The sequence below is a fragment of the Amycolatopsis sp. VS8301801F10 genome, from assembly GCF_046195355.1.
Classification (GTDB): Bacteria; Actinomycetota; Actinomycetes; order Mycobacteriales; family Pseudonocardiaceae; genus Amycolatopsis.
Window position 1 is genome coordinate 2342169 of sequence record NZ_CP176065.1, and the last position, 21635, is coordinate 2363803.

Sequence of the window (21635 nt, forward strand, 5' to 3'; positions counted from 1 at the left end):
CAAGGCGTATGGCGCTAAAAGCCCTCTTGGACAGGCAAGTCCCACACCTGGGCGACCACTTCGAGGCATTGCCGTAGGTCGTGCGCACGCACCGCGACCGGATGCCCGAGCGCCCGCAATGCCAGCTCGGCGTAGTGCGTGGCCAGGTCTTCGAGCTTGAGCGGGCCCTTCGGGGAATACCAGCGGGCCACGCCGTTGCACATTTCCAGCAATGCGAGCCGCGTCACGGTCTGGTGTGCGGTGTGGAACACGTTTGCCGCGGCGCCGTCCTCGATCGCCTTCGCCCAGAACTGCTCGTATTCGTCCCGCAGCGCGACGACCCGGGCACGCGCCGGAGCCGAAAGCGCGTCGACTTCGTTGTCCACCACCCGGGTTTCGCCCGGCTGGGCGGCGTGCGCGAGGACGTGCAGCGCGACCAGCGTGCGCATCCGGGCCACCGGATCGTCGCTGCCCGCGGTGGCCTTCGCGACCGCGTCGATCAGGCGGCGCAGCGACGTCGTCATGATCTCGACCAGAAGATCTTCCTTGGTGCCCATGTAGTGATACAGGGTCGCCGAAGAAAGTTCGGCTTCCTGGGCCAGATCCCGGATGCCTGTGCCGTGGAAACCCTTGGCGGCGAACAGTTTCACGGCTGCCGCCCGGACCCGCTCTCCGCTGCTCACAGCCACTCCCCGGTGCTGCGGTCCCAGGAGCCGGCGCGGAGGTCGGCGGCCTTCCGCAGTTCGCCCTTCGCGACGCGTTCGGACGGCGTGCGCGGCAGGTCGTCCGCGAACGTCCAGAACCTCGGCACCTTGAAGTACGCCAGCTGCTGCGCGCAGAACTCCGCCAGCTCCTCGGGCGCCGGCCGGTCCTCGCCGCACACGACGTACGCCTTCACTTCCTCTCCGCGCAGCTCGTCCGGCACCGCGAGCACGGCCGCGAGCTGCACCTTCGGATGCTGCAGCAGCGCGCGTTCGACCTCGTCGGCGGAGATGTTCTCACCGCTGCGCCGGATCATGTCCTTGGTGCGGCCGAGGTAGTAGACGCGGCCCTCGGCGTCCATCCGCGCCAGGTCGCCGGTGTGGAACCAGCCACCGGCGAAAGCGCGCGCGGTCGCTTCGGGATCGTCGTGGTAGCCGTGCATCAGCCCGATGCCGCGGATCAGCAGTTCGCCGGTTTCCCCGCGCGGCAACGGTTTGCCGTCTTCTCCGGCGATCATGACTTCGCGGTCGCGGGTCGGCCGTCCGATGCAGCCGGTGCCCACCGCGGCGTCGTGGTCGGACTCGGAAACCCGGAGGTCGCCGCCGGTTTCGGTCATCCCGAACGCCTCGTACCACGGCACGCCCCAGCGTTGTTCCAGCTGGGCGTGCAGGTCAGGCGGGATCGCCGACGCGCTGATCGCGCGGACGCGGTGGTTGCGGTCGTCCGGATGCGGCGGCTGGCGCAGCAGGAGCGTCGGCATCAGGCCGAGGCAGTAGAACCAGGTGACCTCGTACTCGCGGACTTTCTCCCAGAACGTGGAGGGGTGGAAGCGGTCCAGCACGACGAGCGTCGCCCCGGCGGCGAGCGCGAGCGCGACGTTCCACTGTGGATCAATGTAGTGGAACGGTTGTGCGGTAAGCAGAACATCGTCTTCGCCGACGGCGGGGAAGCTGGTGGCGAGTCCGATCGCGAGCGTGGTCCAGTACCGGTGCGGCAGTACGCAGCCCTTCGGCGCGCCGGTAGTGCCCGAGGTGTACTGGATGTTGACCGGTTGTTCGGCCACCACCGACTGCGGTTCGTAACGCGTTTCCGACCGCAGCGCGTCCGGGGTGAGAACGCGTTCGACGGCCGTTTCCGGCGCGATTTTCTCCAGCAGTTCCACGAACTCTTCGGCGGCTACCGCCAGTCGCGCGCCGGAGTGGCGCAGGACGTGCGCGCCGTCGAATTCGCGGTAGTTGATGTTCACCGGCACCAGAACCGCGCCGAGTTTGGCGAGCGCGAGCCACATGAGCGGGAATTCCGGCTCGTTGCGCAGCATCACCGCGACGCGATCGCCGGCTTGGACGCCTTGGTCTTGGAGCGCTTTCGCCAGGCGTCCGCTGCGGTCGTCGACGTCGGCGAAGGTGAAGCGCGTGCCGGTGCTGTCGAAGATCCACGCGGTGCGTTCGGGCCAGAGCTGTGCGGCGCGCGTGACCAGCGCGACCAGGGTGTCGACGTTCTGCAGCGGGGTCACGCCCGGCTCCGGAACGCTTCGGTCGACTCGCGCACGGCGGCCGAGTGCTCGGTGAGCAACGCGTGGGCGACCTCGAGTTCGAGCGCCGAATCGAAGGCGTGGTCGATCCCGGCGTCGAGCGCCCGCTTCGCCATCGTGGCGGCCTCCGGCGGGTGATGCGCGATTTTCTCCGCCCAGCCGAGCGCGAGCGGCATCAGCTCGTCGGACGGCACGGCGGCGTTGACGAGGCCGAGGTCGTGCGCGCGCCTGCCGTCGAACCGGTCGCCGAGCAGCAGCAGTTCCTTCGCCTTGACCGGCCCGACCAGCAGCGGAAGCAGCCTCGACGCGGCACCGGTGACGCTCAGCCCCAGCGACACCTCGGGGAACCCGAACACCGCGTCCTCGGCGGCCAGGATCAGGTCGCAGCCCAGCGCGAACTCCGCGCCCGCACCGATCGCGTACCCGTGCACGGCGGCGATGGTCGGCTGACGCAGCGCACGCAGCCGGCGCGTGACGTCCTGGAGCCGCTCCAGCCGCGCCCGGGAGTCGCCCTCGGGGGTGGGTTCCTTCAGGTCGTGGCCGGCGCAGAAGGCGCGGCCGTTGCCCGACAGCAGCACGACGCGGGCGTCGCTGTGCGCGACCTCCTCCAGCGCGGTCAAGAAGTCGTCCACCAGCACGGGCGCGACGGCGTTGAGCCGCTCGGGCCGGTTCAGCCGGATCTGCGCGATGCCGCCCTCGACGGCCAGGTCAACGGTGCTCATAGAGGGGAGCCTAGACGTTCGATCGATCGATCGATAGTGTCGAGGGCATGCAGGTTGACGCGGTGTACGAGAACGCCAGGCTGGTCACCGGCGACACCGCGCTGGCGGTGCTGCACGGCCGGATCGTGGCGCTGGGCGACGACGCGCGCTCGCTTTCCGCCCGCCGCCGGGTGGACCTCGGCGGGGGTTTCGTCGCGCCCGGGTTCCACGACGCGCACAACCACATGGCCTGGTTCGGCATGGGCCTGGACGACGTGCCGCTCAGCGACTGCCGCAGCGTCGACGAGGTGTACGACGCGGTGGCGCGGCGCGCGGCCGAGCTGCCCGCCGGGAGCTGGGTCGTCGGCAGCGGCTACGACCAGAACAAACTGGCCGGCGGCGAACACCCGGACCGGCACGGCCTCGACCGCGCCGCGCCCGGCATGCTCGTGCGGCTCAAGCACACGTCCGGTCACATGACGCTGGTCAACTCCGCGGTGCTGGACCAGCTGGACCTCGCGAACGTCCCGGTCGGCGGCGACGTAGTCCGGTCCGCGGACGGCTCGCCGACGGGCCTGTTGCGCGAGCAGGCGCAGTTGCTGTTGCGCCCGCTGACGTACCCGACGCCGCTCGAGTCGGTGGTCCGCGGCCTCGACCGGGCGAGCCGGCAGTACCTGTCCGAGGGCATCACGAGCGTCCAGGAAGCCGGAATCGGAGGCGGCCTGGTCGGCGAGACCCCGGCGGAACTGGCCGCCTACCAGCTCGCGCGCGAACGCGGCGTCCTGCGAGTGCGCAGCACGGTGATGGTCGCCGCGAGCGTCCTGCACGACCTGCCCGACGGCGCCGGTTTCGGCCTGGACCTGGGCCTGCGCACCGGCCTCGGCGACGAATGGCTGCGGATCGGCCCGATGAAACTCTTCGCCGACGGCTCGCTGGTCGGCCGTACGTGCGCGATGCACGAACCGTTCGACGGCGAACCGGACAACCGCGGCTACTTCCAGGTACCCGAGGAAGAGCTGACGCGCACCATCCGCCAAGCCCACGACGCCGGCTGGCAAATCGCGACCCACGCCATCGGCGACCGAGCCATCACGGTCGTCCTCGACGCCTACGAAGCCGCCCTCGCCGCCACCCCGCGCGCGGACCATCGGCACCGCATCGAGCACTGCGCCGTGCTCCCGCCCGCGGAACTGGCCAGGCTGGCTTCGCTGGGCCTGATCGCGTCCCCGCAGGGCCGGTTCGTCAACGAACTGGGCGACGGAATGCGCGCAGCCCTCGGCGAAGCGCGGGTGCCGTGGTGCTACCGCCTCCGCAGCATCGTCGACGCCGGATGCGTCCTGCCAGCCAGCTCAGACCGCCCGGTCGTCGACGGGGCCCCGCTGCTGGGCCTCGCCGACATGGTCCACCGCCGAACGTCCACCGGACACCCGTTCTCGGTGGAGGAAGCGCTGACCCCGGCGGAGGCCCTGCGCGCCTACACCTACGGTTCGGCCTACGCCACCTTCGCGGAGAGCTACCTCGGCACCCTGGAGCCGGGGAAGCTCGCGGACTTTGTGGTGCTGTCCGCGGATCCACTGTCCACTGTGGAGGACGCCCGGGTGCTCGGCACGGCGGTGGGCGGAGAACTCCTTTACGAGGCGTCGTGATGGGGGTGGCGGTGTTGCGGTTGGCTGGCGGGATGGGTTGCTCGGCGGGTGGCTTGCGCACGCTTGCCTCGGCGGCCGGTTGGGGTGGGCGCGGGCGTTCGGTGGTTCGTTCGCTCGCGCTTGACCGCTGGTTGGCTGGCTGGGGTGCTCGCGAGCGTTCGCACGCTGGCTTTCCCGTGCTTGCTCGCTCGGCGGCCGGTTGGCGCGGGCGTTCGGCGGTTCGCTCGGTGGCACTTGACCGCTGGCTGGTTGGTCGGGGTGCTCCCCGCCGTTCGGTGGCTTACTCGCGGGCGGTTGACCGCTGGCTGGCTGGCCGGGGTGCTCGCGAACGTTCGCACGCTGGCTTGCGCGTACCCGCACGGTCGGCGTTTGGTTCCAGTGCTCGCGACCGCTCGGCGGTTCGTTCGCGGGCACTTCACCGCTGCCTGACCAGCTCGCGTGCTCCCCGCCGTTCGATGGCTTGCCTGCACATCGTCCGCCGTTCGGCGGTTGGTTTGTGCGTTCGCCATCGCTCGGTGGGTTGCTTGCTGGCACTTCGCCGTTCTCTGGCTGGCTGGGGTGCTCGCCAAGGTTCGCACGCTGGTTTGCGCGTACCCGCACGGTCGGCGTTCGGTTCCCGTGCTCGCGACCGCTCGGCGGTTCGTTCGCGGGCACTTCACCGCTGCCTGACCAGCTCGCGCGCACCCCACCGCCCGATGGCTAGCCGTCCTTCAGCGATCGGTCTCGCGCCTCGCCGACCGTCGGTGAGCGTGTCCGCCCTCGCCGACCCATCGGCTTATTCAGTTGTCGGTTCACCGGCCATCAACCACCAACCTTTCCCTCTCGTGACGCTCCATACCGGCTCCGCCGCGCCGGACTTCTCTTGCACTGCTCTGATACCTGCACCGTAGCCGCCACCACCGACAAGAAAGGGGCGCTCGATGCCCGTTCGTGACGCTGTCTTCGAGGACGTCGAGGAGATTTGCAGCCTTATCGAGGAACACGCGGTCTACGAGGACAAGCACGACCTCAAACTCGACCGCGCCGAGATGAGCGGCCATCTGTTCGGTCCGGAACCCAAGGCGTGGGTGTTGATGTGCACGCCGCCGGGGCGGCCGGACGTCGTCGCCGGGTTCGCGTTCTGCAGCTGGAATTTCTCCACGTGGGAGGGGCGGCCGGGGATCTGGCTCGACGATCTGTTCATCCGTCCGGAGTACCGCAGGCACGGGCTGGGCAGGGAGCTGCTCGACGCGCTGCGCGCCCGCACGACGGGGCGCGTCGAGTGGGACATGCAGGCGGGCAACGAGAAGGCGGAGGCGTTCTACGCGCAGCTCGGCGCGGAGCCGGTGCCGGGCTGGATTCGTTACCGCTGGCGGCCCTGACAGGACGGTGCCTGGCAGCCCGACCGGCCGGGGAAACGCCGGACCTGCGGGGAAAGAGCTGACCAGGCGATCGGGACAGCAGCTGACCGGGAGACCGGGACAGATCCGCCAGCGGTCCCACCCGGCGGGGAAAGGGCTGGCCGGGCGAGCGAGATCGCCGCGCCGCTCCCGCTGACCGGCCAAGAAAGAGCCTGCCAGGCGAGCAGGACCGCAGCGCCGCGCCGCTGACCGGCAGGAAAACAGCTGGCCGGGCGAGCGGAACTGCAGCGCCGCTCCGGCTGACCGGCGGGGAAGGAGCTGGCCGGGCGAGGGGGACCGCAGCGCCGCTCCGGTTGACCGGCGGGGGAAGAGCTGGCCGGGCGAGCGGAACCGCAGCTCCGCTCCCGCTGACCGGCGGGGAAGGAGGTGGCTGGGCGAGCCGGACCGCCGCGCCGCTCGGGCTGACCGGCGGGGAAAGAGCTGGCCGGGCGAGCGGAACCGCAGCGCCGCTCCCGCTGACTGGTGGAGAAAGAGCTGGCCGGGCGAACAGGACCGCAGCACCGCTCCCGCTTACCAGCCGGGAAACACCTGTCCAAACGAGCAGAACCGCACCGCAGCCCCCCCCGACCGACCACAAACCAGCCCGCCCAAGCCACCGAGACGGGCACCGGCCCAAGGAGACCACGAAGGAACCACCCAGCGGTCCCGACCGGCCGACCTCGGCGGGCCCGGCCCCGTATCGTATGCGGCATGGGAGATGGTTCCGTCCGGAGGTCGTCGTCGGTCGAGGACTACGTGCGGGTGATCTACGGGCTGGTCGAACGGGGCGAGGCGGTCACCAACGCGTCGCTGGCCGGGCGGCTTGAGGTGAGTCCGTCGTCGGCGTCGGGCATGGTGACGAAGCTTTCTCAGCTCGGCCTGGTCGCGCACGTGCCCTACCGCGGCATCGAGCTGACCCCCGAGGGGCGGCAGCTCGCGCGGTCGGTGCTGCGCAGGCACCGGCTGATCGAGACGTACCTGGTCTCCGAACTCGGCTACACCTGGGACGAGGTGCACGCCGAGGCCGACGCGCTCGAACACGCCGTCTCCGATCGGCTCGTCGAGCGGATCGCGGCCAAGCTCGGCAATCCCGTTCGCGATCCGCACGGCGATCCGATCCCGGCCCCGGACGGGAGCGTCGAGGAGCTTCCGATGCGCATTCTGGACGACCTGCCGCCCGGTGCGGTCGGCGAGATCGTCCGCGTCTGGGACACCGATCCGGACCTGCTGCGCTACCTCACCGAGCACGCGATCGGGCTCGGCGAGCGGATCGAGGTGGTCGAGCGGCAGCCGTTCGGCGGGCCGATGGTGGTCAAGGTCGGCCAGCCGCCGGACGCCGCCACGCACGCCATCGGCAAGGAGATCGCGCAGGCGTTGTCGGTCACTCTGCGCTGAGGAGCGTACGCGCGAGTGTCGCCGCCGGGCGGATGTGTGCGGCGGCGAACCCGCCGACGATGGGCGGCATGACCACTACCAAGCCGTTCCGCTTCGGCATCGTCACCGGATACGCCCCGGATCTGGAGTCCTGGACCGCGCAGGCCCGCCGGATCGAGGAACTCGGGTTCGACACGATGTTCGCGACCGACCCGGTCGGCGGGCTCGACCCGTTGACGCTCGTTCCGGCCGCCGCCGCGGTCACGAGCAGGCTCACCGTCGGCACCTTCGTGCTGGCCGATCCGTTCCGCGACGCCCGGAACCTCGCGTGGCAGGCCGATTCACTGCATCAGGCGACTGGCGGCCGCTTCCTGCTGGGGCTGGGCGTCGGCCATCCCGGCGCGGGCAGGCACGCCGCGACGCTGGGCCGCGAGTTCCTTTCGCCGGGCGAACGCGTCGCCCGGTTGGCGGACACCGTCGAGGTGCTTTCGCAGCGCCCCGAGCGGCCTCGGCTATTGCTCGCCGGTTCCGGGCCCAAAATGCTCGCGCTCGCCGCGCGCACCGCCGACGTCGTGACGTTTTCCTGGGGTCCGCGCACGACCGAGGACCAGGCTGACTCCATTGTGGACACTTTTCGCTCGTTCGCGGGAGACCGCGACGTCGAACTGGCGGTGAACCTGACCGCGGTCGGGGACAAGCCTTCCCCGCAGATCGCGCGCTACACCGGGGTCGACGTGCCGCAGCTGGTCGAGGAGAAAGCCGTCACCGTGGTGCCGGAAAACCCTGACGCCGCCGGGGAAATGCTTCTCCGCTGGCGCGAGCGGTGGGGGATTTCCTGTGTCACGGTCAATTCCGGCTATGCGGAACCGTTCGCCGCGATCGCCAGGGCACTGTCCGCACAAGGGTGAAAGCCCTTCCGATCATGCGGGGTCCGGCCTACGCTCCGAGGTTTCCCAGCGACGTGGTTCGGAGCGTGTGCGATGACCGGTCAGCGAACACCGACGATCGACCGGGGGAGTAACGCGGGGCGGGATCTCGGGCAATTGCTCGAAACCGGCCCGTTCGCCGAAGCGCTGCGCGCGGCCATCCGGGCCCGCGGGCTTGGCTTGGAACGCATCAGATATCGGCTGCGGGGAAGGGGAACCACGGTCAGTCTCGCGACGTTGAGCCATTGGCAGTCCGGGCGCTGCCGTCCGGAACGCCCGGAATCGTTGCGGGCCTTGCGAAATCTCGAACAGATCCTCGGCGTCCCGGACGGGTCGCTGCGCAGGCTGCTCGGCCCGCCGCGTCCGCGTGGCCAGCTCCATCAGCCGGATTAGCCGCTTCCCTGAGCGCGCCTGGCCGCGGCGGACCGCGAAGCGCGCGGGCGTTCCCGACGGCTGCGCGTCCGCCGCGTTCTCCCGGGCCGGTTCGCGAAGCGGGGAGGACGCGACGCGTCCGGGAGCGCGGCGGCTTCTACGATCGGACCCATGCGTGCGGTCGTGATCGAAGAGTTCGGCGTGCTCCCGGAAGTGCGGGAAGTACCGGATCCGGTGACCCCCGACGGCGGGGTCGTCGTCGCGGTCGAAGCGACCGGCGTGTGCCGCAGCGACTGGCACACCTGGCAGGGGCACGACGAGGCGGTGCGGCTGCCGCACGTCGCCGGGCACGAACTCGCCGGGCGGATCGTCGAGGTCGGCGAGGGCGTCAAGGGCTGGGCGAAGGGCGACCGGGTGACCGTCCCGTTCGTGTGCGCGTGCGGCGTCTGCGCGCAATGCGCCAAGGGCGACCAGCAAATCTGCGACGACGAGTTCCAGCCCGGCGCGACCCACTGGGGCTCGTTCGCCGAGTTGGTCGCCATCGAGCACGCTCAGCCGAACCTGGTCGCGTTGCCGGACTCGATGTCCTCGGCGGAAGCTGCTGCGCTCGGTTGTCGCTTCGGGACGGCCTTCCGCGCAGTGTTGCGCCAGGGCGGCGTACGCGCGGGGCAGTGGGTGTCGGTGTACGGCTGTGGCGGCGTAGGCATCTCCGCGGTTCTCCTGGCGGCCGCTGCGGGTGCGAAGGTGGTCGCGGTGGACGTCTCGCCGCAGGCGCGCGCGTTGGCGGAGCGTTCTGGCGCCGTGCTGAGCGTCGATGCCAGCGCGTTCGACGGGCCGGAAGCGTTGGCGGCGTACGTCCGTGAGCGCACTGAAGGCGGTACGCACGTGTCGCTCGACTGTCTCGGCTCTCCGGCCACCTGTGCGGCTTCGGTGGGCAGCTTGCGCAAGCGCGGCCGGCACGTCCAAGCCGGGTTGATGCCGCCCAGCCAGGGGGTGCCGCCGATTCCGATGCACCGGGTGGTCGGCGGCGAGCTGGAGATTGTCGGGATTCACGGTCTGCAGGCGTACGAGTACCCGGAGTTGCTCGGCGTGGTGGAGCGGTCCGGGATCGACCTGGCCGGGTTGATCGGAACGCGGATCGGACTGGACGAGGTGCCGGCGGCCCTCGCTGCGATGAGTGAACCAGTGCCTGCCCGGGCCGGGGTGACCGTCGTCGAGTTCGGGTGACGAATGCGAGACCGAGTTGTACTGGCCATCGGCTGCGGGACGGCATGATGGAGCTGCTGCCGCGTCCGCGCCGGGAAATCGCGCCCGGGGCCGTGCACGTCCCGGATTGGCTTACCGGCGAAGAACAACGCGACCTCGTCACGGCCTGTCGCGGCTGGCGCGGTTATCGGTCGACCCGGCTGCCCGGCGGCGGCGTGATGTCGGTGCGCACGGTCTGTCTCGGCTGGCAGTGGCGGCCCTACCGCTACGACCGGCTGCGCGAGGACGGTTCGCCGGTGGAGCCGTTCCCGGACTGGCTGGCCGACCTCGGCCGCCGCGCGCTCGCCGACGCCTACGACCGGCCAGCCGATGACTACCAGCCTGACGTCGCGCTCGTGAACTACTACGACGCCACCGCGAAAATGGGCATGCACCAGGACAAAGACGAGCGTTCGACGGAGCCGGTGGTCTCGCTGAGCCTCGGCGACACGTGCGTGTTCCGGTTCGGCAACACCGAGCATCGCAACCGGCCGTACACCGATCTCGAACTGCGCTCGGGCGACCTGTTCGTGTTCGGCGGCCCGTCGCGGCTGGCGTTCCACGGGGTGCCGAAAACGTTGCCGGGCACGGCGGATCCGGATCTTGGGCTGACCGGGCGGCTCAACCTGACCCTGCGGGTGTCGGGGCAGTGAACCGGACCCGTTGCCCCGGCCGGAGCTGCGCGGCGAGGTCAAGGTCGTCCTCGTCCACCACCGCGGCGACGGGGTAGCCGCCGGTCACCGGATGGTCTGCCAGGAACAGGATCGGCACTCCCGACGGCGGCACCTGCAGCGCGCCGGGCACGGCGGCTTCCGGGGCCAGTTCGCCGACGCGGGCGCGGGTCAGCGCGGGACCGTCGAACCGGACGCCGACGCGGTCGAGGTCGCTGGTCACGGTGTAGCCGCCAGTGACCAAAGTGGACAGTGCGGACGGCGTGAACCAGTCCAGCCGCGGCCCGGGTTCCAGGCGCAGCACGGGTTCTTCCGCGAGCTGCGGCAACGGGGCGAGGTCGACGCAAGGGGCGCGCCGCACCACCGAACCGATCGGCAGCGACATCCCGGCGGCGAGGACCGGCGGACCGAGTTTGCCCAGCGTGTCGGTGGCCTGCGCGCCGAGCACCGGCGGCACGTCGATCCCGCCGCGCACCGCGAGGTAGCTGCGCAGACCGAGCGACGCGACGCCGAGTTCGAGTTCGTCTCCTGGGCGCAGCTGGATCGGCGCGCCGACCGCGGCGGCCCGCCCGCCAGCGCGAATTGGCACCCGCGCGCCGGTGACCGCGACAATCGTGTGCTCGGAAACGCGCAGCCGCAGGCCGCCGAGGGTGACCTCCAGCGCCGCGTGCGTTTCCGGGTTGCCGACGAGCCGGTTCGCCAGCTTCAGCGAACCCCGGTCGGCCGCGCCGGACCGGCCGACGCCGATGGCCGCGTATCCGGGACGGCCGAGGTCTTGCACGGTCGCGAACGGACCGGGCGCGAGGATCTCGATTTTCCCGGTCACCGAATCGCCTCGAACCGCACTCGGGTGCCCGGGACCAGCAGGTTCGGCTGCTCCCGGTCGAGGTCCCACACCGGCGCGTCGCTGTGCCCGAGCAGGTTCCAGCCGCCCGGCGACGGATGCGGGTAGATCGCGCTGTACTCGCCGGCGATCGCCACCGCACCCGCTGGCACGCGCGTGCGCGGCGTGCGGCGGCGCGGCAGGTGCAACACCGGATCGAGGCCGGTCAGGTAGGCGAAACCGGGCGCGAAACCGCAGAACGCCGCGACGTAGGTGGCCGCCGAATGCCGTTGCACCACCTCGGAAACCGACAGTCCGGTGGCCTCGGCGACGTCCGCCAGGTCCTCGCCGTCGTAGCGCACCCGGAGGGTGACGGTGTCCGCCGAATGCTCGGAGACGTCCACAGTGGACAGCGAAGCGAGCAACCGAGTCAAAGTGGCGGAATCGGTGCGGGCTGGATCGAACCGGACCAGCAGAGTGCGGGCGGCGGGGACGAGTTCGACAACGCCCTCGGGCTGGGCGGCTTCGCAGGCCGCCTGGAACCCGAGCACGTCGTCGACCTCTACCAGCAACGCGGAACGGCCGTAGCGCAACACAGTGCTCACCTGGCTCACACGAATGACCTCAGCACCACGCCGGATTCGGTGAGCAGCTCGCGAATCCGCCGGGCCAGCTCGACCGCGCCGGGCGTATCTCCGTGCACGCAAAGGGAATCCGCTCGCAACGTGAGCTTGCCGCCCTCGGCGTCGACGACCTCGCCGGTGGTCGCCATGGTGAGCGCCCGCGCGGCGACTTCGTCGGCGTCGTGCAGCACCGCGCCCGGCAGCTTGCGCGACACCAGTCGGCCTTCAGGCGTGTACGCGCGGTCGGCGAACGCTTCTGCGTACGCGGGTACTCCCGCCGCTTGAGCAGCGCGCAGCATTTCGGAGTCTGGAGGACACAGCAGGGCCAAATCGGTGTGATAACGCCGTACGCCTTCGACAAGCGCAGCTGCCTGCTCCGGGTCGACAGCCGCAGTGTTGTACAGCGCGCCGTGCGCCTTCACGTAACGCACGCAGCTGTGCGCCGCGCGCGCGAAGGCGTCGAGAGCGCCAATTTGGTACAGCACTTCGTCCGCGAGGTCTTCCGGCGCGATGTCGAGCGCGCGGCGGCCGAAGCCGGCCAAGTCGCGGTAGCCGACGTGCGCGCCGATCGTGACGCCGCGTTCGGCCGCGCGTTCGCACACCCGGCGCATCACGCGCGCGTCGCCGGCGTGGAAGCCGCACGCGATGTTCGCGCTGGTCACGATGTCGAGCATGGCTTCGTCGTCGCCCATGGTCCAGGCGCCGAAGCCTTCGCCGAGGTCGCTGTTGAGGTCCATGTCATCCCACCTGGTAGTCGCGATCGGGCCGGTCGGTCAAGAACATGTACCCCGGCGCGTGCGTGATGGCGAACGGCGGCTGGGACGCCATCAGCGCCGCCTGCGGGGTGACGCCGCATGCCCAGAACACCGGCACGTCACCGGGCGCGGCGTCGACCGGATCGCCGAAATCCGGCCGGGCGAGGTCGGCGATGCCCAGCTCAGCCGGGTCGCCGACGTGCACCGGGGCACCGTGCACCGCGGGCATCGCGGCGGTGATCCGCACGGCTTCCTCGACCTGGGTTTCCGGAATGTGCCGCATCGACACCACCATCGGACCGCTCAGCCGGCCAGCCGGTTCGCACTGCCGGTTCGTCACGTACATCGCGACGTTGCGGCCCTGCTCCACGTGCCGCAACGGGATGCCCGCCGCGCGCAGCAACGTCTCGAAGCTGAAGCTGCAGCCGATGGAGAACGCGACCAGGTCGCTGCGCCACACCCCGGTGGCGTCGGTGATTTCGCTGGTCAACGTGCCGTTGTGCCAGACGCGGTAGCGCGGCAGGTCGGTGCGCAGGTCCGCGCCGGGCGCGAGCCGCGTGGTCGGGTCGCCGGGTTCGCTGACGTCGAGCACCGGGCACGGCCGCGGGTTGCGGGCGCAGAACTCGCGGACGTCGTCGGCCCAGTCCGCGGGGACGGCGATCAGGTTGGTCTGGGCGTAACCGTCGGCCCAGCCGGTGGTCGGGCGTTCGGTGCCGGCGCGGAAGAGCGCGCGGGCCTCGGCCGGAGTGAGCGTCGACGGATCGTAAGAAGTGGTCATCCTTCCACCAGTTCCTTGCCTCGCGTTTCGGGCAGCCCGAGCAGGGCTACCGCGGCGATCGCGTAACCGACGGCGCCGAGGACGATCGCGCCGCCCGCGCCGAGAAAGCCCACCACCGCGGGGAAAGCGGCGCCGACCGCACGGCCGAAGTTGTAGGTGAAGCCCTGTCCGGTAGCGCGCAGCTCGGTCGGGTACAGCTCGGCGAGGTACGCGCCGAAGCCGCTGAAGATCGCCGAAGTCGAGAAGCCGAGCGGGAAACTGATCAGCAGCATCAGGCCGTTCGCGCCGTAGGGCAGCTGCACGAACAGCACGATCAGCAGCGCGGAAACGACGGAGAACAGCAGGAAGGTCTTCTTCCGGCCGAGGAGGTCGGTGAGGTAGCCGCCGCAGACGTAGCCGATGAACGCGCCCGGGATCAGCAGTGCGAAGTAGCCGCCGGTGTTGACCACGGACAGGCCGCGGCTGCTCTGCAGGTACTTCGGCATCCAGGTGAACAGCGTGTAGTAACCGCCCTGGACGCCGGTCGCGAGGAGCGCGGCGAACACCGTGGTGCGAAGCAGGTTCGGCCGGAAAATCCCGATGAGCGAGCCCTTGACCTTGGCCGAAACCCGGCGCGCGGCCGCCTCCGGCGCGTCCTCGACACTGCGCCGCACCCACAGCACGAGCAGCGCCGGAAGCACGCCGACCCAGAACAGCACGCGCCACGCGATGTCCTGGTCGAGCACGCTGAACAGCACGGTGTAGACGATCACCAGCAGGCCCCAGCCCACCGCCCACGCGCTCTGCACGAACGCCACCGTGCGGCCGCGGTACTGGGCCGAGCAGTATTCGGCGACTAGCGCGGCGCCGACCGCCCATTCGCCGCCGAACCCGAGGCCCTGCAGGCCGCGGAAGATCAGCAGCGTCTCGAAGTTGGGCGCGAACCCGCAGAGCACGGTGAAGATCGTGTACATCGCGATGGTCAGCTGCAGCGTGCGGACGCGGCCGATGCGGTCGGCGAGCACGCCGGCTCCGACGCCGCCGATGGCGGACACGACCAGCGTGACCGTGCTGAGCAGGCCCGCTTCGCCGGAAGTGATGCCGAAGTAGACGGTGATCGCGGCCAGGCCGAAGGGGAGGGTCTGGTAGTCGAACGAATCGAGGCCGTAGCCGCCGAACGCGCCGAGGAAGGCGCGGCGGCCCTTGCGGCCGAGCGAGCGGTACCAGCCGAACGGGCGGGCCGCGTTCGCGGTGCCGTCGGCGACGTTGACGTTCATGGGCACCTCACAAGGGGGACGAACTCATGGTGGCACGAGTCACATGGCCGCTACCGTACGGATCGTTCAACAATTCCACAAGTCCCTCATTTTATTGTTCACCGTCCGATGGCTACGCTGGGCGACGTGGTCACCGACGGAGAGCCGATGGGCCTGGAAGCGGATCGCGGCCTGCTCGGCCGGACGAGTACCGCGGAACGAGTGGCGGGCGTGCTGCGCACGCGCGTTTCCGAGGGTTATTTCCGGCCTGGGGTACGGCTTTCGGAGCAGGACATCGGCAGTGCGCTCGGGGTTTCGCGCAATACGCTCCGTGAGGCCTTCCGGTTGCTGACACACGAACGGCTGCTGGTGCACGAGCTGAACCGCGGGGTCTTCGTGCGGGTCCCGAGCGTCGAGGACGTGCGGGACATCTACCGCGTCCGCAAGCTCATCGAGTGCGCTGCGGTTCGCGACGTGACCGAGAAGCCGGCGTCGTACGAGAAGATCGCCAGCACCGTCGCGGACGGAGATCGCGCGGCGAAGCAGGCGCAGTGGCAGGACCTGGGAACCGCGAACATCCGTTTCCACGCGGAACTGGTGGCGCTCACCGGCAGCGAGCGCATTGTCGAGCTGATGCAGGCGCTCACCGCGGAGCTGCGGCTGGTGTTCCACGTGATGGCCGACCCGCGGCGTTTCCATGAGCGGTATCTGCCGCGGAACCACGAAATCCTGGCCGTGCTCGCGACCGGCGACGGGATCGCCACCGCGGAGATGCTCGCCGAGTACCTCGACGACGCGGAGGCGCAGCTGGTCGAGGCATACGCGGAGTTGTCCGAGACGCACTGATAGGTTCAGCCGGAACTGGCCGGTTTGCCCCGGAAGGCAGCGAGAATGGCCGTTCGGCCCCTCCTGCCGCCGGAAGGCGCCACGGCTCGCGCGGGCTGGCTACCTTCGGCAGTGGGCCGTGTGAGAGCGCCGCCCCGGGCGCCGGGACCCCCAGCCGGCGCGCGGAGAGCGGCAGGCGGCCGGGCGGCAGACCTTGGTTCCCGCCCGGCGCGCGCGGCGTTCGCGGCGGGCCGTGGCCACCGGGGGGAGGTTACGGCCCGCCGCTTTCCATCGTGTCTACAGTGGACGCTACTGGTTCACCGACCATTTCTGGTTGACGTTGCCGGTGCAGGTCCACAGCTGCAGTTTCGTCCCGTTGGCCGAACTGACCCCGGCCGCGTCGAGGCATTTGTTCGCGTGCGGGTTGACGATGTCGTGCGCCGCGGTCACCACCCACTGCTGTGCGTCGCTGTTGTTGCAGTCGTAGATCTGGACCGGCGTGCCGTCGGCGGTGCCGGAGTACTTGACGTCCATGCACTTGCCGAGCGCGCGAAGGGTCCCGTCGCTGCCGACAGTCCAGTTCTGCGCGGCGTTCCCGTTGCAGTCGGTGATCTGCAGCTGCGTGAAGTTCGCCGGATTGGCCCAAGGCACGTCGACGCATTTGCCGCCGATGCCGATGATCCGGCCGCTCGACCCGCCGGTGCTGCTCGTGGTGACGTGCACGTAGTCGACGACCAGCTGCTGCGGGAACTGCGTGCTGCCGTCCGGATCGCCGGGCCAGTCGCCGCCTACCGCGAGGTTCAAAATCAGGAAAAACGGATGGTCGAAGACCCAGCGATTGCCGTTCAGATCGGCCGGAGTGCGGGTCTGGTAAGCGTTTCCGTCGACCGACCAGACGATTTTGTTCGGCGACCAATCGACCGCGTAGGTGTGGAAACCGTCGGCGAAGACCGGGCCGTTGTACGCCGCGCCGATGCCGCCCGCGCCGGAGTAGCCGGGACCGTGGATGGTGCCGTGCACGGTGTTCGGTTCGCGGCCGATGTTCTCCATGACGTCGATTTCGCCGTCGCCGGGCCAATTCCCGCCGCCGAGCATCCAGAACGCGGGCCACATTCCCTGGCCGCGCGGGATCTTCATCCGGGTCTCGACGTGGCCGTAGGCCTGGCTGAACTTCCCGGCGGTGTTGAGCCGCGCGGAGGTGTACTGGCAGGCACCGTACCAGCAGGTGTGCCCGGAGTTTTCGCGTTTCGCGGTGATCACCAGATGGCCTTGGCCGTCGAGCGCGCCGTTGGCGGCACCCGCGGTGTACCACTGGCGTTCGTGATTGTTGCCGTTGTTGTCGCCGGTTTCGTAGGTCCATTTCGACGCGTCGGCGGCGGCGCCGGCCGGGCCGTTGAAATCGTCGGTGAAACTGTCCGCGGCCGCCGCGGTGGGAGGGGCCAAAACGGCTGGCGCGGCTTGGAGGCCGAGCGCCAGCAGCGCGGCGGCGGCGAGTGCGGCGGGGAGCCGGCTGAGGAAACTGGACATGCGCGGTCACCTCGGTTTCGGGGAGGAACCTTGAACGAGGGAGTGCTTTGTTGTGGCGGGCAACAAAGTAGGAGAAGTATGCCTGGTCTGGACCTTTGCGGCAATGGTCCGCGATGGTCACGCACTGTCGCGGGTCACCTGGCCGAGGGTAAGGCTGCCCCCACCGCACTGACGCCAGCCGGCCCCATGGTTCGCCGGGGGTACCCGTCTTACGTTCGGAAGTGCCAGCCGAGAACGGACGACGGAGAGAGGCGATCATGACGGCGGGGACGGATCTTCGACCACCGCGGGTGCGGCCCGCAGCGGAGCGAACGGTACGGGTCGAGCCGGGAAAGCACTGGTGGCGCCGCCCCTGGGTAGCGCCGTTGGGGCTGGTGGTGGTCGCGTTCCTGGCCTATTCGCTGCCGCCGTACCTGGCCTTCGACCCGGCGCGCTCGCGGGTGCCCTCGACCTTCCCCGCGCACTACCTGTTCCTGGTGGGGCACGTGGTGTTCGGGTCGATCGCGATGGTGACCGCGCTGCTGCAGGTCTGGCCGTGGATCCGGCGGAAGCACCCGGTGCTGCACCGCTATTCCGGCCGCGCGTACGTGTTCGCCGGAGTGCTGCCGTCCGGGCTGCTGGCTTTGACGATCGGCGCGGCGACGCCGTTCGGGCCGGTGACGCGGGCCAGTGACGTGCTGCTCGCGGTGCTGTGGCTCGGTGCGACCTGGGCGGGCTACCGCGCCGCTCGCGAACGCCGGTTCGGCGATCACCGGCGCTGGATGGTCCGCAGTTTCGCGCTGACGATGTCGATCATTCTCAACCGGCTCATCGGCGCGCTCGCGATGCCCCTCCTGGCACCGCAGCTCGCCACCACGTTCGGCGGCAGCGAGATCGCGCTGGGGCAGTCGGTCGCGGCGCTCGGCGCGTGGGTGAGCTGGACGGTCGCGCTGATCGCGGCGCAGCTGTGGCTGGACCGGAAACCGAAACGCCGCGCGAGTGTGTGATCCTGGCTGAACAGGTTGCCGTCCGCTGGGAGAACACCGGCGGACGGCGCCAGCTCATCCGCGCCGCTGCAGGGAACGCGCGATGATCGTCCGCTGGATCTCGGACGCGCCTTCGTAAATGCGCGGTGCTCGGACCTCTCGATACAGGTGTTCCAGCAAATGCCCGCGCCGCAGTGCTCGCGCGCCGTGCAATTGGACTGCTTGATCCACCACGTATTGCGCGGTTTCGGTCGCGAACAACTTCGCCATTGCCGCGCGACCGGCCAAGTTCTGCTCGCCCGCGTCGTACGCGGCCGCGGCGGCGTACACCAGCAGCCGGCCGGCTTCCGTTCGCGTCGCCATTTCGGCCAACGTGTGTGCGACGGTCTGTTGCTTCACCAAGGGACCGCCGAATGCCTCGCGCGAAGCTGTGTACTCGACGGTCGCGTCGAGGGCGGCTTGTGCCATACCGACCGCGAAGGCGCCGACGCTCGGCCGGAAGAGGTCCAAAGTCCGCATTGCTACGGCGAAACCGCGGTTTTCCTCGCCGAGCAGTTCATCGCGGTTTACTCGGACGCCGTCGAAAACCACCGTGCCGATGGGGTGTGGGCTCACCAGGTCGAGGTGCTCGCCGCTGAGTCCGGCGCGGTCGCCGGGGACGACGAAGGCGCTGACACCGCGTGAACCGGCGTCAGGAGTCGTGCGGGCGAAAACCGTGTAGAAATCGGCTTCCGGGGCGTTCGAGATCCACATTTTCGTGCCGGTGAGCCGCCAGCCGTCCCCGTCTGGTTCGGCGGCGAGCTGCAGGGCGGCGGCGTCGGACCCGGCATCCGGTTCGGTGAGGGCGAAGGCGGCGACGGCGTCCCCGGCGGCGACGGCGGGGAGCCAGCGCTGGACCTGTTCGTCCAAACCGGACTGGAGCACCGGGTAACTGCCCAAGCCCTGCAACGCCAAGGCAGTCTCGGCTTCGGTGCTCTGGGTGGCGAGCGCTTCCCGCAGCAGGCACAGATCGGTCGCGGCGGCCTGCCGGGTCGGCTGTCCACTTTCGACGCCGGGAAACAGCCGGGCGAGCAAGCCGTGCGAACCCATGGCCTTGAGCAACGGACGGTTGACCGCGCCTTCGGCACCGGCGGCGGCCAGTTCGACGAGTTGTTCTACGGCGATTTTCCGGACGGACGCGGCGTACGCGGCCTGCTCCGGAGTGAAAGCGAAAGCGTTCATCGGGCGTCCTCCGGTCGCCAGCGGGCGTGAGCGGTCTGGTGGCCGCCGGTGCGGACCAGGTCGAGTCGCGGTTCCGGGCCGTCGGTGCGGCCGGTTTGCGGCGGACGTTTGCCCGCTGCCCACTGTTTCGGCCACGGCACCGGATATCCCTGCGCGGCGGCCGCGTGCAAAGTCCATTGTGGATTGAACAGATGGGTGCGGCCGAGCGCGCACAGGTCGGCCCGGCCCGCCAGGATGAGCGAGTTCACGTCGTCGTAAGAGGAAATCGCGCCGACGGCGATCACCGCGGTGCCATAGCGACGGCCGACCTCGTTGCGGATCCGGTCCGCGTACGGCGTTTGGTAGCTGCGGCCGAACTTCGGTTTCTCCTCGCTGACCACCTGCCCGGTCGACACGTCGATGGCAGCCGCGCCGTGTTCGGCGAAGGCTTGCGCGATGGCCACGGCTTCGTCGGCGTCGTTGCCGCCCTCGAACCAGTCGGTGGCGGAGATCCGGACGGTCAGCGGACGGTCGGCCGGCCACACCGCGCGGACCGCGTCGAAGACTTCCAACGGGAAGCGCAGCCGGTTTTCCGGGGAGCCGCCATAGGAATCGGTGCGGTGGTTGGTCAGCGGGGACAGGAAGGACGACAGCAGATAGCCGTGCGCGCAGTGCAGTTCCAACAGGTCGAACCCGGCGCGCGCGGCGGCTTCGGCAGCCGACACGAACTGGTCCCGGATCTCGCCCAGTTCGGCGACGGTCAGCTCGCGCGGCGTCTGGTTGTTCGGCGAGTACGGCAGCGCGGAGGGCGCGCAGACCTCCCAGTTGCCCTCCGGCAGCGGGTCGTCGATGCCTTCCCACATCAGTTTCGTGGAGCCCTTGCGGCCGGAATGCCCCAGCTGCAACCCGATCTTCGCCGGGGTTTCGCGGTGCACGAAATCGACGATCCGCTTCCACGCGGCTTCCTGCTCGGAGGTGTAAAGCCCGGGGCAGCCCGGCGTGATCCGGCCTTCGGCGGACACGCAGATCATCTCGGTCATCACCATCCCGGCCCCGCCGAGTGCCTTGCTTCCCAGATGCACCAAATGGAATTCGCCGGGCACGCCGTCGACCGCGGAGTACATGTCCATCGGCGACACGACAATCCGGTTCGGCAATTCCAGCGAACCGATCCGCACCGGCTGGAACATCGGCGGCGCGACGGAAGTGCCGAGCGAATCGGCGAACCACTGATCCAGCGAGGCGGCGAATTCCTTGTCCCGCAGCTTCAGGTTGTCGTAGGTGACCCGACGGCTGCGGGTGAGCAGATTGAACGCGAACTGCTCTGGTTCCTGATGCGTGTACTGCGCCAGATTCTCGAACCACTCCAGGCTCGCCTGCGCCGCACGCTGCGTGGAAGCGACCACCGGACGTCGCTCTTCTTCATATGCGGCAAGGGCTTCCGGGACGCCCGGCTGTTCGTGCAAGCACGCGGCGAGCGCGAGCGCGTCTTCCATGGCGAGCTTGGTGCCCGAACCGATCGAGAAATGCGCGGTGTGCGCCGCGTCGCCGAGCAGCACGACATTGTCGTGGACCCAGTTCTCGCAGCGGACGGTGCCGAAGGTGGTCCATTTGGAGTTGTTGGCCAGCAGCTGATGTCCGTCGAAAATGTCGCCGCACAGTTCGCGGATCAGCTCGATCGACTTCTCGTCGCTTTCGCCCGGACCAAGTCCGGTGGCGGCGATCGGGCCGAATGCCCGCTGCCACACGTCTTCGTGCATCTCCAGGATGAACGTGCTGCCGTCCCGGCCGTACGGATAGCCGTGGACCTGCATGACGCCGTGCGGAGTTTCGAGCACGTAGAACTTGAACGCGTCGAACACGAGGTCGGTGCCGAGCCAAATGTAGCGGCACTGCCGGGTCTCGACAGACGGCCGGAACGACTCGGCGAACGCCGTGCGTACCGCGGAATTCACGCCGTCCGCCGCGACCACGAGGTCCGAAGAAGCGGCCAGCTCGGCGGGTTCCGGCGCGAGGCTGCGAAAACGGACATCAATGCCCATTTCGCGGCACCGCTGCTGCAGGATCGCGAGCAGCCGTTTGCGGCTCATCGCGGCGAAACCGTGCCCGCCCGACGTCGACACGGTGCCGCGGTAGTGCACGTCGATGTCGTCCCAGCGCGCGAACTCCCGGCTCATCGCCTCGTGCACGGCCGGGTCGGCGTGTTCGATGCCGCCGAGCGTCTCGTCGGAGAAAACGACGCCGAAGCCGAACGTGTCGTCCGGCGCGTTGCGCTCCCAGACCGTGATTTCGTGGTCCGGGCCGAGTTGTTTCGCGAGCACGGCGAAGTAGAGGCCCGCAGGCCCGCCGCCGACTACTGAAATCCGCACGCGACCCAG

At 69.7% G+C, this 21635-nt stretch carries 20 protein-coding genes; 9 read left to right on the forward strand and 11 right to left on the reverse strand.

Annotation, left to right across the window (positions count from 1 at the left end; genetic code table 11):
• Positions 1-14: 14 nt before the first annotated feature.
• The 3 genes from F9C11_RS11355 to F9C11_RS11365 are packed head-to-tail and all read right to left on the reverse strand — an operon-like array spanning position 15 to position 2934.
• Complete coding sequence (locus tag F9C11_RS11355; protein WP_409184820.1) at positions 15-662, reverse strand: TetR/AcrR family transcriptional regulator; 648 nt, start codon at positions 660-662, stop codon at positions 15-17.
• Positions 659-2194 (reverse strand): ATP-dependent acyl-CoA ligase, encoded by a 1536-nt coding sequence (locus F9C11_RS11360; RefSeq protein WP_409184821.1) that lies wholly within the window; start codon positions 2192-2194, stop codon positions 659-661. Before F9C11_RS11360 ends, F9C11_RS11355 begins: the two co-directional genes overlap by 4 nt.
• Positions 2191-2934 carry an enoyl-CoA hydratase/isomerase family protein gene (locus F9C11_RS11365; RefSeq protein WP_409184822.1) on the reverse strand — a complete coding sequence of 248 codons (744 nt, stop codon included), beginning with the start codon at positions 2932-2934 and terminating at the stop codon, positions 2191-2193. The genes F9C11_RS11360 and F9C11_RS11365 overlap by 4 nt, the downstream gene beginning before the upstream one ends.
• Positions 2935-2981: 47 nt before the next feature.
• Between F9C11_RS11365 and F9C11_RS11370 the strand changes: the two genes are divergently transcribed.
• From F9C11_RS11370 to F9C11_RS11400, 7 genes are all read left to right on the forward strand, one after another.
• Positions 2982-4559 (forward strand): amidohydrolase, encoded by a 1578-nt coding sequence (locus F9C11_RS11370; RefSeq protein ID WP_409184823.1) that lies wholly within the window; start codon positions 2982-2984, stop codon positions 4557-4559.
• A 920-nt stretch (positions 4560-5479) separates the two neighbouring features.
• Entirely contained in the window at positions 5480-5920 is a 441-nt protein-coding gene (locus F9C11_RS11375; protein WP_409184824.1) for a GNAT family N-acetyltransferase, read from the forward strand.
• 729 nt (positions 5921-6649) lie between these two features.
• Positions 6650-7333, forward strand: a complete 684-nt coding sequence (locus F9C11_RS11380) for a metal-dependent transcriptional regulator (RefSeq protein ID WP_409184825.1) — start codon at positions 6650-6652, stop codon at positions 7331-7333.
• Between the two features lie 68 nt (positions 7334-7401).
• Complete coding sequence (locus F9C11_RS11385; protein WP_409184826.1) at positions 7402-8220, forward strand: LLM class flavin-dependent oxidoreductase; 819 nt, start codon at positions 7402-7404, stop codon at positions 8218-8220.
• Positions 8221-8292: 72 nt separating this feature from the next.
• Entirely contained in the window at positions 8293-8631 is a 339-nt protein-coding gene (locus tag F9C11_RS11390; RefSeq protein WP_409184827.1) for a transcriptional regulator, read from the forward strand.
• Positions 8632-8781: 150 nt separating this feature from the next.
• Positions 8782-9837: an alcohol dehydrogenase catalytic domain-containing protein gene (locus tag F9C11_RS11395; protein WP_409184828.1), complete on the forward strand. Its 1056-nt coding sequence runs from the start codon at positions 8782-8784 to the stop codon at positions 9835-9837.
• A gap of 44 nt (positions 9838-9881) precedes the next feature.
• Complete coding sequence (locus F9C11_RS11400; RefSeq protein ID WP_409186875.1) at positions 9882-10508, forward strand: alpha-ketoglutarate-dependent dioxygenase AlkB family protein; 627 nt, start codon at positions 9882-9884, stop codon at positions 10506-10508.
• Here the strand turns inward: F9C11_RS11400 and F9C11_RS11405 are convergent.
• The 5 genes from F9C11_RS11405 to F9C11_RS11425 are packed head-to-tail and all read right to left on the reverse strand — an operon-like array spanning position 10477 to position 14761.
• Positions 10477-11352: a biotin-dependent carboxyltransferase family protein gene (locus F9C11_RS11405; RefSeq protein ID WP_409184829.1), complete on the reverse strand. Its 876-nt coding sequence runs from the start codon at positions 11350-11352 to the stop codon at positions 10477-10479. The two genes, F9C11_RS11400 and F9C11_RS11405, sit on opposite strands and share 32 nt — an antisense overlap.
• Positions 11349-11954: a 5-oxoprolinase subunit B family protein gene (locus tag F9C11_RS11410; protein ID WP_409184830.1), complete on the reverse strand. Its 606-nt coding sequence runs from the start codon at positions 11952-11954 to the stop codon at positions 11349-11351. Before F9C11_RS11410 ends, F9C11_RS11405 begins: the two co-directional genes overlap by 4 nt.
• 5 nt (positions 11955-11959) lie before the next feature.
• Complete coding sequence (locus F9C11_RS11415; protein ID WP_409184831.1) at positions 11960-12709, reverse strand: LamB/YcsF family protein; 750 nt, start codon at positions 12707-12709, stop codon at positions 11960-11962.
• Between the two features lies 1 nt (position 12710).
• Positions 12711-13505, reverse strand: a complete 795-nt coding sequence (locus tag F9C11_RS11420) for a putative hydro-lyase (RefSeq protein ID WP_409184832.1) — start codon at positions 13503-13505, stop codon at positions 12711-12713.
• A complete protein-coding gene (locus tag F9C11_RS11425; RefSeq protein ID WP_409184833.1) occupies positions 13502-14761 on the reverse strand; it encodes an MFS transporter in 1260 nt (419 codons plus the stop codon). Before F9C11_RS11425 ends, F9C11_RS11420 begins: the two co-directional genes overlap by 4 nt.
• Before the next feature lie 108 nt (positions 14762-14869).
• Here F9C11_RS11425 and F9C11_RS11430 point away from each other — a divergent pair, with 108 nt between their 5' ends.
• Positions 14870-15586: a GntR family transcriptional regulator gene (locus F9C11_RS11430; RefSeq protein WP_409184834.1), complete on the forward strand. Its 717-nt coding sequence runs from the start codon at positions 14870-14872 to the stop codon at positions 15584-15586.
• 288 nt (positions 15587-15874) lie between these two features.
• Here F9C11_RS11430 and F9C11_RS11435 read toward each other — a convergent pair whose 3' ends face one another.
• Positions 15875-17092 (reverse strand): RICIN domain-containing protein, encoded by a 1218-nt coding sequence (locus F9C11_RS11435; protein ID WP_409184835.1) that lies wholly within the window; start codon positions 17090-17092, stop codon positions 15875-15877.
• Positions 17093-17466: 374 nt separating this feature from the next.
• Between F9C11_RS11435 and F9C11_RS11440 the strand changes: the two genes are divergently transcribed.
• Positions 17467-18078 (forward strand): DUF2306 domain-containing protein, encoded by a 612-nt coding sequence (locus F9C11_RS11440; RefSeq protein ID WP_409186876.1) that lies wholly within the window; start codon positions 17467-17469, stop codon positions 18076-18078.
• Positions 18079-18132: 54 nt separating this feature from the next.
• Here F9C11_RS11440 and F9C11_RS11445 read toward each other — a convergent pair whose 3' ends face one another.
• The gene (locus tag F9C11_RS11445) at positions 18133-19278 is read right to left on the reverse strand and encodes an acyl-CoA dehydrogenase family protein (RefSeq protein ID WP_409184836.1); all 1146 of its coding nucleotides are present in this window, start codon (positions 19276-19278) and stop codon (positions 18133-18135) included.
• Positions 19275-21626: a bifunctional salicylyl-CoA 5-hydroxylase/oxidoreductase gene (locus F9C11_RS11450; protein WP_409184837.1), complete on the reverse strand. Its 2352-nt coding sequence runs from the start codon at positions 21624-21626 to the stop codon at positions 19275-19277. The genes F9C11_RS11445 and F9C11_RS11450 overlap by 4 nt, the downstream gene beginning before the upstream one ends.
• Between the last annotated feature and the right edge of the window lie 9 nt (positions 21627-21635).

Bases quoted from the DNA above. Each gene is read 5' to 3' on its own strand.
- F9C11_RS11365 (WP_409184822.1), bottom strand. From the start codon at position 2,934: ATGAGCACCGTTGACCTGGCCGTCGAGGGCGGCATCGCGCAGATCCGG.
- F9C11_RS11370 (WP_409184823.1), top strand. From the start codon at position 2,982: ATGCAGGTTGACGCGGTGTACGAGAACGCCAGGCTGGTCACCGGCGAC.
- F9C11_RS11375 (WP_409184824.1), top strand. From the start codon at position 5,480: ATGCCCGTTCGTGACGCTGTCTTCGAGGACGTCGAGGAGATTTGCAGC.
- F9C11_RS11380 (WP_409184825.1), top strand. From the start codon at position 6,650: ATGGGAGATGGTTCCGTCCGGAGGTCGTCGTCGGTCGAGGACTACGTG.
- F9C11_RS11385 (WP_409184826.1), top strand. From the start codon at position 7,402: ATGACCACTACCAAGCCGTTCCGCTTCGGCATCGTCACCGGATACGCC.
- F9C11_RS11390 (WP_409184827.1), top strand. From the start codon at position 8,293: ATGACCGGTCAGCGAACACCGACGATCGACCGGGGGAGTAACGCGGGG.
- F9C11_RS11395 (WP_409184828.1), top strand. From the start codon at position 8,782: ATGCGTGCGGTCGTGATCGAAGAGTTCGGCGTGCTCCCGGAAGTGCGG.
- F9C11_RS11400 (WP_409186875.1), top strand. From the start codon at position 9,882: ATGATGGAGCTGCTGCCGCGTCCGCGCCGGGAAATCGCGCCCGGGGCC.
- F9C11_RS11415 (WP_409184831.1), bottom strand. From the start codon at position 12,709: ATGGACCTCAACAGCGACCTCGGCGAAGGCTTCGGCGCCTGGACCATG.
- F9C11_RS11420 (WP_409184832.1), bottom strand. From the start codon at position 13,505: ATGACCACTTCTTACGATCCGTCGACGCTCACTCCGGCCGAGGCCCGC.
- F9C11_RS11425 (WP_409184833.1), bottom strand. From the start codon at position 14,761: ATGAACGTCAACGTCGCCGACGGCACCGCGAACGCGGCCCGCCCGTTC.
- F9C11_RS11430 (WP_409184834.1), top strand. From the start codon at position 14,870: ATGGCTACGCTGGGCGACGTGGTCACCGACGGAGAGCCGATGGGCCTG.
- F9C11_RS11435 (WP_409184835.1), bottom strand. From the start codon at position 17,092: ATGTCCAGTTTCCTCAGCCGGCTCCCCGCCGCACTCGCCGCCGCCGCG.
- F9C11_RS11445 (WP_409184836.1), bottom strand. From the start codon at position 19,278: ATGAACGCTTTCGCTTTCACTCCGGAGCAGGCCGCGTACGCCGCGTCC.